Source organism: Xanthomonas sp. LMG 12461 (assembly GCF_009192935.1).
GTDB classification, from domain to species: Bacteria; Pseudomonadota; Gammaproteobacteria; order Xanthomonadales; family Xanthomonadaceae; genus Xanthomonas_A; species Xanthomonas_A sontii.
This window is the reverse complement of record NZ_NQYT01000012.1, coordinates 21,212-33,034: the sequence shown is the minus strand read 5'-3', so window position 1 is coordinate 33,034 and position 11,823 is coordinate 21,212. Positions and strand designations below refer to the sequence as shown.

The 11,823-nt window shown below is 64.2% G+C and carries 12 protein-coding genes; 7 read left to right on the top strand and 5 right to left on the bottom strand.

The features are described from left to right. Nucleotides 1-278: 278 nt before the first annotated feature. Nucleotides 279-2,270: an exodeoxyribonuclease V subunit alpha gene (recD, locus tag CEK68_RS03535; protein WP_152238558.1), complete on the top strand. Its 1,992-nt coding sequence runs from the start codon at nucleotides 279-281 to the stop codon at nucleotides 2,268-2,270. 21 nt (nucleotides 2,271-2,291) lie between these two features. Then, the gene (locus CEK68_RS03530; protein WP_226977745.1) at nucleotides 2,292-3,350 is read left to right on the top strand and encodes a virulence RhuM family protein; all 1,059 of its coding nucleotides are present in this window, start codon (nucleotides 2,292-2,294) and stop codon (nucleotides 3,348-3,350) included. Nucleotides 3,351-3,451: 101 nt separating this feature from the next. Here CEK68_RS03530 and CEK68_RS03525 read toward each other — a convergent pair whose 3' ends face one another. Further along, nucleotides 3,452-3,784, bottom strand: a complete 333-nt coding sequence (locus CEK68_RS03525) for a hypothetical protein (protein ID WP_010341478.1) — start codon at nucleotides 3,782-3,784, stop codon at nucleotides 3,452-3,454. Nucleotides 3,785-4,000: 216 nt separating this feature from the next. On the opposite strand from CEK68_RS03525, the gene CEK68_RS03520 reads away from it, so the two are divergent. The 5 genes from CEK68_RS03520 to CEK68_RS03500 all read left to right on the top strand — a co-directional run bounded on the left by CEK68_RS03520 (nucleotide 4,001) and on the right by CEK68_RS03500 (nucleotide 7,448). Further along, nucleotides 4,001-4,282: a type II toxin-antitoxin system RelE/ParE family toxin gene (locus CEK68_RS03520; RefSeq protein WP_152238557.1), complete on the top strand. Its 282-nt coding sequence runs from the start codon at nucleotides 4,001-4,003 to the stop codon at nucleotides 4,280-4,282. Between the two features lie 16 nt (nucleotides 4,283-4,298). Next, complete coding sequence (locus tag CEK68_RS03515; protein ID WP_152238556.1) at nucleotides 4,299-4,589, top strand: HigA family addiction module antitoxin; 291 nt, start codon at nucleotides 4,299-4,301, stop codon at nucleotides 4,587-4,589. A 91-nt stretch (nucleotides 4,590-4,680) separates the two neighbouring features. Further along, nucleotides 4,681-5,706 carry an AAA family ATPase gene (locus CEK68_RS03510; protein ID WP_193314090.1) on the top strand — a complete coding sequence of 342 codons (1,026 nt, stop codon included), beginning with the start codon at nucleotides 4,681-4,683 and terminating at the stop codon, nucleotides 5,704-5,706. After that, the gene (locus tag CEK68_RS03505) at nucleotides 5,707-6,558 is read left to right on the top strand and encodes an SIR2 family protein (protein WP_152238554.1); all 852 of its coding nucleotides are present in this window, start codon (nucleotides 5,707-5,709) and stop codon (nucleotides 6,556-6,558) included. A gap of 188 nt (nucleotides 6,559-6,746) precedes the next feature. Next, complete coding sequence (locus tag CEK68_RS03500; RefSeq protein ID WP_152238553.1) at nucleotides 6,747-7,448, top strand: DUF2306 domain-containing protein; 702 nt, start codon at nucleotides 6,747-6,749, stop codon at nucleotides 7,446-7,448. Between the two features lie 281 nt (nucleotides 7,449-7,729). Here CEK68_RS03500 and CEK68_RS03495 read toward each other — a convergent pair whose 3' ends face one another. From CEK68_RS03495 to CEK68_RS03485, 4 genes are all read right to left on the bottom strand, one after another. Continuing rightward, complete coding sequence (locus tag CEK68_RS03495) at nucleotides 7,730-8,992, bottom strand: lipase family protein (RefSeq protein ID WP_152238552.1); 1,263 nt, start codon at nucleotides 8,990-8,992, stop codon at nucleotides 7,730-7,732. A 73-nt stretch (nucleotides 8,993-9,065) separates the two neighbouring features. Beyond that, on the bottom strand, nucleotides 9,066-9,278 hold the full coding sequence (locus CEK68_RS20925; RefSeq protein WP_193314089.1) for a hypothetical protein: 213 nt from the start codon (nucleotides 9,276-9,278) through the stop codon (nucleotides 9,066-9,068). A 312-nt stretch (nucleotides 9,279-9,590) separates the two neighbouring features. Continuing rightward, complete coding sequence (locus CEK68_RS03490) at nucleotides 9,591-10,046, bottom strand: hypothetical protein (RefSeq protein ID WP_152238551.1); 456 nt, start codon at nucleotides 10,044-10,046, stop codon at nucleotides 9,591-9,593. 713 nt (nucleotides 10,047-10,759) lie between these two features. Next, entirely contained in the window at nucleotides 10,760-11,665 is a 906-nt protein-coding gene (locus CEK68_RS03485) for a type II toxin-antitoxin system RelE/ParE family toxin (protein ID WP_152238550.1), read from the bottom strand. Nucleotides 11,666-11,823: the final 158 nt, after the last annotated feature.

The window sequence follows — 11,823 nt, the reverse complement described above, 5'->3', positions numbered from 1 at the left end:
CCAGCGCGACTCCGCTCCGGTCCGAGAAGGCGGCGGAGGGAGGCGGAAACGCTGCGGAGTGCGCGAGGCGCTGATGTCGGGGCCGAGGATGGCGGCGGCCCACGGTTGAGCGCCGACCGCTTCGTGCACGGGACGAAGTGTGCCGGCTGTAGGTCCTGCGACGGGGCCTCACGCAAGCCGGATCCGCGCGGGGCTTCGCGCGCCGTGCCCTCACCCCAACCCCTCTCCCCCCGGGAGAGGGGTTGGGGTGAGGGTACGTCCGCCCACGGAGCCACCCCGTGAGCCAATCCAACCTCCTGGCCACCCTCTACCGCAGCGGCACCCTGCGCACGCTGGACCACGCCTTCGCGCACAGCCTGTCCCGCCTCGACCCGAACACCCCCGACCTGGTCCTGGCCGGCGCCGCCCTGGCATCGCTGGCAGTGGCCAGCGGCCACGCCGGCCTCGACCCGGCTCGCGCCAGCCTCCTGCTCGACACCCGCGACGGCGTCGTCCCCGCGCTGCCCACCGCAGACGACTGGATCCGCGCCCTGGCCGCCTCACGCTGGGTCGCACAACCCGCTGCCGAAGACTCGGCCAGCCCCGACTGCCCACTCGTACTCGAACACGGCCTGCTCTACCTGCGCCGCTACCGCGAGTACGAGCGACGCCTGGCCCTGGGCCTGCGCCGCCTCGCCGCGCAGCCGCTGCCGCATAGCGACCTCGCCGCCCTCGCACCCCTGTTCGCCCAGCTCTTCCCTCTCCCCCCGGGAGAGGGTGCCCGCAGGGCGGGTGAGGGTACGACCGCGCGTGATCTCCAATCAGCTGGCGACCGCCAAGCCCAAGCCGCCGCCCTCGCCCTGCGCCGCGCCCTGCTGCTGGTCACCGGCGGCCCCGGCACCGGCAAGACCACCACCATCGCCCGCCTGCTGCTGCTGCGTCTCGCCCAAGCCCGCGCCGCCGGCCTGCCGCCGCCGCGCATCGCCCTGGCCGCGCCCACCGGCCGCGCCGCCGAGCGCATGGCCGAGAGCCTGCGCGCCGCGGTGGCGCGCGCCCTCGCCGACGGCGTCGACCCCACCTTGGCCGAGGCCCTGCCGGCCGGCGCCAGCACCCTGCATCGCCTGCTCGGCGTCATTCCCGACCTGCCGCGCTTCCGCCACGACGCCGACAACCCGCTGCCGTTCGACCTGATCGTGATCGACGAAGCCTCCATGGTCGACCTGCCGCTGATGTGCAAGCTGGTCGATGCCGTGGCCGACGGCGCGCAACTGATCCTGCTCGGCGACGCCGACCAGTTGCCCTCGGTGGAAGCCGGCGACGTGCTTGCCGCGATCCTGCAGGCCGCCGGCCCCGGCGACGCATTGCAGGCCGACGACGCCCAGGCGCTGCAGCTGTTGCTCGGCGACAACGCGGTCGCACGCGACCACGGCGGCCTGGCCGGGCACCGCGTGCACCTGCTGCGCGGCTACCGCCAGGCCAAGGACTTCGCCCTGGCGCCGCTGGCCGACGCGGTACGCAGCGGCGATGCCGACGGCGCCCTGCGCCTGCTGCGCGGCGGCCAGCTCGCCGGCGTGCACTTCCATGACGGCGTCGACGACGCGCTCGCCGCCGGCGGCGACGCCCTGCTCGCGCACTGGCGCGCCCTCGGCGACACCGACGATCCGGCGCAGGCCCTGCGCGCCGCCGCGCGCCTGCGTCTGCTCACCGCCGTGCGCGCCGGCCCGCAGGGCGCGCGCGGGCTCAACGCGCGCATCGAACAACTGCTGGCCGAGACCGCCAGCGGCGCACGCCGCCTCGGCGCCGCCGCGCCCTGGTTCCACGGCCGCCTGCTGCTGATCACCGAGAACAGCTACCGCCACGGCCTGTTCAACGGCGACGTCGGCATCTGTCTGAAGGACGCACAGGGCACCCTGGTCGCCTGGTTCGACGGCGCCGGCGACGGCCAGGTCCGCGGCTTCCACCCGGCCGCGCTGCCCGCGCACGAAAGCGCCTTCGCCATGACCGTGCACAAGGCCCAGGGCAGCGAGTTCGAGGAAGTGTGGCTGCAGCTGCCGGCGCGCGACGCCCGCGTGCTCAGCCGCGAACTGGTCTACACCGGCATCACCCGCGCCCGCCGCGCGCTGCACATCGCCGCCAGCGAACCGGTGCTGCGCGCCGCGCTCGCCCGGCACGCGGCGCGGATCTCAGGGTTGGCGTGGCGGTTGGGGGGGGCGGAGCGGCAGCCACCACCGCCTGCAGCCGATATCCTTCCCGCACCTTCCGGCACGCCGATCCAGGGCGCGCTGTTTTGACGAGCCGCATCAGGAGCCGGCATGCGTAGCGACGACAAGGAAGCCCCCACCTCGGAATTGATCCTGTATCGCAGCGAGGATGCGCAGACGCGGATCCAGGTGCGGCTAGAAGGCGAGTCGGTGTGGTTGACGCAGCGGCAGATCGCAGAACTGTTTCAAGTCTCTGTCCCAACGATCAATGAACATCTCGGCAGCATTTTTTCCGAGGGTGAACTTGAACATGAACGAACTATTCGGAGATTCCGAATAGTTCAAGCCGAAGGCGAGCGCCAAGTGCGCCGTACCATCGATCACTACAACCTCGACGCCATCCTCGCCGTCGGCTACCGGGTCCGCTCCGCGCGCGGCACCCAGTTCCGCCAGTGGGCGACGGCGCGGCTGTCCGAGTACCTGGTCAAGGGCTTTGCGCTGGACGACGAACGGCTCAAGCGCGGGCCTGACGATGGCTATTTCGAAGAACTGCTGGGCCGCATCCGCGACATCCGCTCGTCGGAGAAGCTGTTCTGGCGCAAGGTGCTGGACATCTACGCCACCAGCGTGGATTACGACCCGTCGGCCGAGGCCAGCCAGCGTTTCTTCGCCACCGTGCAGAACAAGATGCACTGGGCGGCCCATGGCCACACCGCCGCCGAACTGCTCATGGAGCGCGCCGACGCCAGCAAGCCGCACAGCGGCATGACCAACTGGGTGGGCGCCGCGCCGCGCGCGTCCGATGCGGTCGTCGCCAAGAGCTACTTGAATGCGGAGGAGCTGGAGGCACTGAACCGCATCGTCACCGCCTACCTGGAGTTCGCCGAGCTGCAGGCCATGAACCGCAGGCCGATGACCATGGACGCGTGGATCGCCAAGCTGGACGACTTCCTGCGCCTGAGCGACCGCGACGTGCTGACCCATGCCGGCCGCATCGGCCGCGAGCAGGCGCTGGAATTTTCCAAGGCCGAGTTCGCTCGTTACAGACAGCGCACGTTGGAAGAACCGTCGCCGGTAGAGCGCGATTTCGAAGAGGCAACGCGCAAGCTGAAAGCGCTCGAGAGCGAGAAACGCCGGTCCACGCGGACCAAGCGGCCCACTGGCGAGTAAGCGAAGCGGCGTCCCGGGAACCGGCGAACTGCCGGGCCCGCAGCAACCTTCCGATGCGCGCAGGCCAGGCGAGCCCGGTGGTCGGGCTCGACGTCGCAGGACTACTTGGCCGGCACGCGCTGGTACTCGTCGCTGCCGGTGTTGAGGTGCCCATCGGCCTCGTCGATGGCGAAGTTCACCGTCTCGCCGTCGTTGGTCACCTGCAACACGCCGTCCTTGTAGATGGCCGGGTAGCTCTCGGTCTTGGGCTTGCGGGTGAAGAAGCGCGGGGTGGTGTTGCGCACCATGAACGACTCCCCGTTGCGCTCGATGTCGATCGTGTCGTCCTTCGACTCCACGTTGACCCAGTGGCCGACGAACTTCTCGCCCTCGACCCGGGCGCAGCCGGTCACCAGCATCGCCGCGGCCAGCGCGGCCCCCATCCACTTCGTCATATCCCCGCCTCCGGTGTTGGAATCGGGGCGAGGATGCGATGGGTTGGATGTATGGGAGGTCAAGAATGGGAGGAGGTCACGTCGGGCGCCGACTGATTCGAACCCGCCGCCGCGACACGCCATCCAGTGTGTTGCCAGACGAAGGAGCAGAGTGAAGCTCCGCGCTGGTAGCCATAACGGGTTGCGTCATATGGCGGATGTCGTTATGGTGAGCGCGTGATCAGGAGCTTTATCGACAAGGAAGCCGAAAAGATTTGGCGTGGTGAGCGCTCGCGCAGGCTGCCGGCCGATATCCAGCCGGTCGCCCGACGCAAGCTGCGCATGCTCAATGCCGCTGCCAGTCTCGAGGATCTGCGTGTCCCGCCGGCCAATCGGCTGGAAGCGCTGAAAGGCGATCGGCGTGGTCAGCACAGCATCCGCATCAACGACCAATGGCGCATCTGCTTCCGCTGGCAGGACGGCGATGTCGCCGAGGTCGCCATCGTCGACTACCACTGATTTCAGGCAACTCGTTATGGCATCCCTGTCCAACATCCATCCCGGCGAAGTGCTGCGCGACGAGTTCCTCGTCCCGCTCGGCATCAGCCAGAACGCCCTCGCCCGCGCCACCGGCGTACCGCCGCGTCGCATCAACGAAATCGTCCTGGGCAAGCGCGGCATCACTGCCGACACCGCCGTACGCTTGGCCGCGGCGTTCGGCACGACCGAACGCTTTTGGCTGAGCTTGCAGGCGGACTACGAACTTGAAGAGGCGCACCGCGTACTTGGTGATTTGCCTGCGCGTATCAAGAGGTTAGCGGCTTGATTATTTAGCAGCAACGGCATAACTGTACGCGACCCTGTCAATTCAAATTATTTTATATAAAACTTTCAGTTAAAAAGAAAAGGGAGATATTGTGAAAATCGTTTCTTTTTTTAACAATAAGGGCGGCGTAGGCAAAACGACGCTGACTGGAAACATAGCATCATATTTCGCGTCCGTATTAAATAAAAGGGTTTTAATTGTAGATTGTGATCCTCAATGCAATATAACCCAATATGTTCTTGGCGATGATAAAACTATAAATCTCTATTGGCCGAAAGATGGCGCTAAGGGAGAAATCCGGTCCAAAACTGTCATGGATATAGTTCAGCCAATAGTGGACGGTGATGCTACTATTAATAATGGGGTGAAACCTCTTACTTCGAAAGGAAATAGATTTTCAGTAGACCTGCTTCCTGGCGATCCAAGGTTTTCGCTTTTTGAAGATCAGCTTTCACAAGCCTGGAATGATATCCCAAGCGGCAAAGCTGGCGGATTTCGAGTATCAAATTGGCTGCGAGCCTATTTGCAATCATTAAGTAGTAAATACGACATTGTTTTTGTAGACGTAAGTCCTTCACTTGGTGCAATTAACAGGTCGGTACTGCTTTCGTGTGACAACTTCATTACGCCTCTAGGGGCTGATGCTTTCAGCTTACTAGGTGTTAGGAATATTTCTCGGTGGATATCAACCTGGATAGAATATTACGAAGTTGGAATCCAACAAGCGGAGCGATTCAATGCCGGTATGTTGGAAAGGTATGAAATATCAAAAAACATTCCAGTTAAAAATGGCTATATAGGTTATACTCTTCAGCAGTATATAGCAAAGTCTAAAGAAGGGATCCGTAGGCCGACTAAAGCATACGAAAGAATCTTGAATGATGTTCCCGTTGAGGTTGAAGATCACCTATCGAGTTTCGCCCAGCCTGGATCAGATATGAGGCTTGGTGATGTGCCAAATCTTTATAGTCTTATCCCTCTAGCTCAAACAGTGAATGCACCTATAATTTCTTTAAAGGGGAAGGATGGATTGGTTGGAAGCCAATTCATACAAGCCGAAAATTACAGATCTATTATCGGCTCTTTGGCATCTTCTATAGCAGAGCGAGTATTTTAAATGGTTGCCTGGCCAGATGCATTAATCCGAGAAATAGCAGATAGGCGTGCGTTGATTTTTATTGGCGCTGGAATTTCGAAAAACGCCTCTCCTGCGATGCCAACTTGGCCAAAACTTTTAGGTGACCTTTCTCTGAAGCTGGTGAAATCCTCTGACAAGAGGCTAGTTGGTAAGTTGATCAACCAAAATAGGCTATTAGACGCCGCTCAAATAATAACTGACGGTATTGGACGAGCAGATTTGAATGCGGCATTAAGGGCTGTATTTCAAGTCAGGCCTATTCCGCACAGTGATATATATAAAGACATACTTAGGCTTGATTTAAAAACCATTGTGACGACTAACTATGATGAATTTCTAGAGAGAAATTTTGATCATCATAGCGGTGGAAATGCGGCTTATGACGTTTGCAAATATACGTCGGGAGATCTTTTGAGCTTAGTACGTTCTCCTCAACGAATAATCGCGAAAATCCACGGGTGCATCACCGAGCCGAATGATCTAGTTCTGGATCGTATGTCCTATTTCAAGGCTAAGCAGCGATACCATGGATTCTTCAGCGTGATGTCAGCCATTTTTACCACGCACACAGTTCTTTTCCTGGGGTATTCATTGGGTGATCCCGATCTTCAAATAATATTGGAAAATACTCATGCCATCTCAGAAAGCACTCATGGCCATTATGCGCTATTGCCTAAAATTGAGCATCGGTCGATGGTTAAAGCGATAAAGCAAAGTTACAACATTTCCTGCATTGAGTATCCCGCTGGAAATCATGCAGTTGTAGCGGAATGCATGTCTGAATTGGAAAGCGCTGTCGCAGCGGATCGTGCTGGTCGAGGAGTGGCTTAAATTCAATAATCGGCATGTGAATTAAATCATTCGAGAGCTTATTGTCAACTTGAATAAAGAAGGGGTTTTGTTCTGTACGAGCAAGAAAGGAGCCATTTACTTGCTTTCTTGGGATCAAGGCACTTCCGAGTCAGGACTTCTATGCTGGCGTCGTGCTGCCGAGGGTCCGGCGCTGTACGCTGTAAGGAATGAATAGCGATCCGCCGAGCACCCGAGTGGCATCACTACGCACCAACCCGATAGCACGTCTGCCCTGGTGGCTGCTCTGGCTTGCCCTAGCCCTGTTCGCCGCGGAGTTCGTGCATTCCGTCTATCTGAAGTACGCCTCGTTGCAGTCGCCGGCCTATGCGATGTTCCTGACCCGCCGCGGCTGGCTGTGGTGCCATCTCGGTGGCGGGGCGGTCGGCCTGTTGCTGGGGGCGCTGCAGTTCGCGACGCAGCGGTGGCGGCGCTGGCCGCGGTTGCATCGTTGGGTAGGGCGGGCGTATTTCGCTGGGATGGCGGTGGCGATGGTCGGGGCGGTCGGGCTGATCGCGACCTCGCCGGCGCCGCCGTCGATCCGGGTGGCGTTCGCGGCCACGGCGCTGGCGTGGTTGGTGACCGTGTCGGTCGGACTGATGGCGATCTGGTGCGGGCAGGTGCTGCGGCACCAGCGCTGGATGGTGCGGGCCTATCTGGCGACGCTGGCGCCGGTGGTGTTTCGCTTGGCGTTGCCGTCGGCGATCGCCCTGGGCCTGACGCCGTCGCCGGGCTTGATCGCGCTGCTGCTGTGGGCCAGTTGGGTGGTGCCATTGTCGGTGTATGGCGTCGGGCGCGTGATCGCCGATGCGCGGGGCCGGCGCAAGCACTTGGCGATGCTGCCGCGTGGTGCCGGCCTCGGCGCGGGGTGATGGCCAGGCTTACGGGATCGTGTGCCGGCCGGTGATTGCCGCTGCCGGTACCGCCACGCCGATCTGCCGTCATCCCAATCCTGGGTCAGGTGCGCCAACGCTCGCGCATGCGCTGTCGCACAGCTGCGCACAACGTCTTCCAAGCATCGGCGCCGCATCGTGCAGCGCCTGCACCGCACAGAAAAACACTGCCACGCCTGCGCCCAGGCGTGGCAGCCAGCGGGACGGACGATCGCAGGCGCCGGGGGAGGAGTGCGCCTGCGTTGTCGCCCGCCGCGACCTCAGCGGAGCTTGTCGAACAGTTGCTGGCGTACGGCGATGGTGCAGGCGTCTTCGGTGAACAGGTGTTCCAGCGCGCTGTTGTCGCTGGGCTTGCCGGTGCCCAGGTCGAGCACGGTCGCCTGGTTGCTGCCGCGCGCCTTGAACGCGGCGATGGCGGTGGTGGCGTTCTTCAGCGGCACGGTGGCGTCGTTGTCGGAGCCGCACAATAGGGTCGGGGTGCGCGGCGCCCAGTCGAGCAGGTCGTTGCGCTCCAGGTCGCGCAGGAACGGGTCGTTGGCGTTGCTGGCGAAGTCCTTGTAGAAGCCGGGCTGGAAGTACTGGCGGATCTTGTCCACGCCCGGCAGGGTGTCGCCGAGCACCAGGTCGGTCAGGCTCTGGTTGCCGGGAAACAGCTTCTCCACTTTCTTCGCCCACGGATCCTGGAACACCTGCGACGGGTCGAGGTAGAGGTTCTTGTAGGTGTGCTGCATGCCGACGATGGCGTAGCTGGCCAGCACGATGCCGAAGGTGTTCTCGCCCACCGCGTTGCGGCCGCTCCAGCTGTCGCGGAAGGTCTGGCTGAGTGCGTACGGGCCGGAGATCGGCGCGCTGGCGACCAGGTTGAACTCGTTGGACAGGTGCGCTTCGATCTCGCGCTGGGTGGCCATGGCGGCATGCCCGCCCTGCGAGAAGCCGGTCAGCATGACCTTGCCCGACAGCGGGGTGTTGAGCCGTTGCAGCACCTGGCGCGCGGCGCGCATCGCATCGATGGTGGAACTGGCCTCGGACGCGGCGTGCAGGTAGGGGTGGAACGCGTAGGTGGACTGGCCGATGCCGAGGTAGTCGCTGCTCACCACCACATAGCCCTGGGTGGCGAGGTGGGTGACCATGGTGTCGTCGCCCTTGTCGTCGCGGATCTCCTTGGCCTGCTCGGCGCGGCGCTGCGACTCGGTGCCCTGGCTGTAGCTCACCAGCGGGAACGGACCGGGGCACTGGCTGCCGCCCGGCACCAGCAGCGCCGCGGACGCCGTGGTGGGTTCGCCATCGACGCCGATGGTGGCGTAGGTGAACTCGGCCACGCGCACGTCGCACTTGGCCTGGTCGGGGGATTGGTCGTTGGCCAGCAGCGTGGCGATCGCCTGGCGGGTGTAGCTGGTCAGGACATTGCTCTTGAGCACGGTGCCGCGCGCCGGTGCCGCCGTGGCGGCGATGGGCAACAACGCGCCCGCGATGCCGATGAGGGAAAGTGCGCGCAGCGCCAGCCGATTCCGCTGTGTGGCCATGGAAACATCCTCGTGTCGAATCCCGGTCGCCCGGGGGGTGGGGGAGGGCGCAAACGCTACTATGTCGTCTGCATTATTTTTGCGACACGACGAGATAATATTTAGCTGCGGTATTGATTCGCATCGCACCTGACGGAATTTCACGACACATCGCGTTGGAAAATGCCGCGATCCATCGATGCTGCGACGTGCGCTGCGCCACAGTGGCGACGAGGAAAGGATGAAAGATCCGCATGGTTTCGCGCGAATCCAGCCGAATTCCGCTGTTTCGGCTGGCTGCGTGCACGTCACAGGAATTTGTCTACGTTTCTGAAGCGGACTTTTCAGAAGTCAATAATCTTGATTTAAAGATAATCGGACGGTGGCGATAGATAATCGCGCCAGATGATCCGAATATTGTCCGCCGCCACGAAACGCGTGAGCGGCGTAAGGACAGAAGCAGGACATCGTCGACGTCGTGCGTGTCACGGCGTGTCTTGTCTGTCGCCGCGCGCGGTCGCGATGGAACTCGCACCGCGGCAGAAAAAAGCCGGCAGACCTTGCGGGCCGCCGGCTGCGATCGATCTTGCCGACCCGTGCGCGGGCCAGCGGAACGGGGTCAGCGCACCTGGTACAGCACGGTGGCGCCGGGCTTGGGTTCGAACGCGGGGACGGTCTGCTGTTTCAGCGGCGTGCCCTTGGCGTCCCACACCAGGGTTTCGGACGGGTATTCGTCCTTGCGGGTCATCGCATCGATCTGCTTGACGATCACGCTCGCGCCGGCGGGAACCTCGGGGTTCCAGGCGAACACGCCGAGCCTGCCGTAGAACACGGCCGGGGCGGTGGCGTCCAGGCGCCGGTCGGGGCACATCACCAGGCCGCGGTCGAGCATCACCCGCAGCGCGCCCACCGGCACGGCCTTCACCGCCGGCGATGTGCGGTCGGTGCTGTGGCCCGGGCAGACGTTGGCCGAGCGGGTCAGCATGTCCTCGACCACCTGCCGGTCGGGCTGGGCCAGCGCGGGCAGGGCGACGGCGGCGAGGGCGAGCGTTGCGAGAGGGAATTTCCAGGGCATGTCGAGACTCCTTCAATGGAGGAAAGACGCCGGGTTTTGCGGGACCTGCAAAGCGGGGGACAGGCGGCCGCGGCGGCGCGGGCCGACTCTAGCAACGGTGCCGGCGGCGAATGCAAAGCGGGCGTGAGGGCGCTGGCTGGGCAGCCGCTTCGGGCGTCGGGCGCTGCGCCGCGTTCGCTCCGCGTTGCCGCAGGGTCGCGGATGGAACCGCTCCGACCGTAGCGGCGTCGCTCGCTGTGTTGTCCAGCGTGCCGCCAGCGCGGAAAGCGGGCAATCGCGTGGCAAGGGATTCAGTCCGATCGCAATGGAACCCCGCATGTGCCGATGGCTTCACTCGTCGCGGCTGAAGCCGCTCCCACAGGTGCGGCGTCCGCCTCGCTGGAGGACCACGATGGGTGGGACTTCAGTCCCCACGCATTGCGCCATCCGACAGCACGCCACTCCACGCGTCGCGGCTGCATGACAGTTGACTCCCACAGGTGCGGCGCCCGCCTCGTCGGAGGATCACGCTGGGAGGGACTTCAGTCCCGACCGCAAGGATGTCGGATCGGCCGACGGCTTCGCTCGTCGCGGCTGAAGCCGTTCCGCAGGGATGAAGCCTGCGTCTCCAACGAATGCTGACCACCGCGCTGAAGGCTGGCCGCTCCTTGTGGGAGGGACTTCAGTCCCGACTGCAGCGAGGGTGGACGCACCGATCGCCCGCTCACAGCAACTCAGCGATACGGCCCCGGCCCGCGCCAGACCAGCTCGCCCTGGTGATAGACCTGCAGCATGGTGATGACCTGGCGGGCGTCGCCGATGCTCTTCAGCTCCGGCGAGTCCGGCGGCAGGGCGCGGCACTTGCCGGAGCCGCGGGTCAGGGCGATTTCCAGCGGGCAGACCATGCGGTACTCGGTGCCGGGCAGTAGGATGAACATCTCTTTCATGCCCTGCTGCTGCCAGGTGCGCAGCTGGCTCTCGCTGCCCAGGTCGTAATAGACCAAGTAGCCGCCGACTTCCAGGCTGGGCTGGGCCGCGTCCATGTCGTGGCGGTTGCCACGGCTGCCGGGGCCGGCGGCCAGGCCGCTGTTGTCCGGGGCGGTGTCGGTGTCGAGCGCGCCGGGCGGGCGCCCGGTCCAGGTCTGCGGACGGCGCTCGGTCGGCGGCGGCGGATTGCTGTCGGCGGTCTGCGCCGGACTCGGCGCCGGGGCGTCCGCGGGCGGGGTGGGCGCCGGCGGTGCCGGACGCGGCTGCGGCGCCGGGGCGGGCGCGGGTGTGTCTGCCGCTTTCGGCGTATCGACGCGATCGGGCGGCGGCACCGGGTCGTCGGACTGGGCGACCAGGGTGGATTGCACGGTGGTGGTGGCACGCGTGCGCTTGGGCGCGGCGGACGCCGGCGGCGGGCTGGGCTTGGGCGGCAGCGGCTTCACCGGCTTGTCGCTGTCGCCGAGGAAGTCCACGCGGATCCGGCTGCCGCCGGCCGCGCCCTGCGGCGTGGACATGGTGGGCTTGGCCGCGTACAGCAGGGCGAGCGCCATCAACACGTGCAGCAGCGCGCTGAGCAGCCAGGCGATCCAGCGCTGCCAGCGTTCGCTGCGGGTCTCGGCGGCGACGGGCGCGCGGTGCGACGCGCGGCTCATGCCGTCGCGGCGGCGTCGGGGAGGCCAGCCTTCATGCGGTTCCGGGGAGGGGACGAACGTGGGAGGCCGCCATCGTACCGCCTGCGCCGGCAACGGCCATGGCAGTCGATGCGATGGCCGGCACCGGCCGACACCTGGCGTTCACGCGCTGGGGGCGG

What these genes read in the sequence shown, in the direction of transcription:
- CEK68_RS03530 (WP_226977745.1), top strand. Translation starts at nt 2,292, where the DNA reads ATGCGTAGCGACGACAAGGAAGCCCCCACCTCGGAATTGATCCTGTAT.
- CEK68_RS03525 (WP_010341478.1), bottom strand. Translation starts at nt 3,784, where the DNA reads ATGACGAAGTGGATGGGGGCCGCGCTGGCCGCGGCGATGCTGGTGACC.
- CEK68_RS03515 (WP_152238556.1), top strand. Translation starts at nt 4,299, where the DNA reads ATGGCATCCCTGTCCAACATCCATCCCGGCGAAGTGCTGCGCGACGAG.
- CEK68_RS03505 (WP_152238554.1), top strand. Translation starts at nt 5,707, where the DNA reads ATGGTTGCCTGGCCAGATGCATTAATCCGAGAAATAGCAGATAGGCGT.
- CEK68_RS03500 (WP_152238553.1), top strand. Translation starts at nt 6,747, where the DNA reads ATGAATAGCGATCCGCCGAGCACCCGAGTGGCATCACTACGCACCAAC.
- CEK68_RS03495 (WP_152238552.1), bottom strand. Translation starts at nt 8,992, where the DNA reads ATGGCCACACAGCGGAATCGGCTGGCGCTGCGCGCACTTTCCCTCATC.
- CEK68_RS03490 (WP_152238551.1), bottom strand. Translation starts at nt 10,046, where the DNA reads ATGCCCTGGAAATTCCCTCTCGCAACGCTCGCCCTCGCCGCCGTCGCC.
- CEK68_RS03485 (WP_152238550.1), bottom strand. Translation starts at nt 11,665, where the DNA reads ATGAGCCGCGCGTCGCACCGCGCGCCCGTCGCCGCCGAGACCCGCAGC.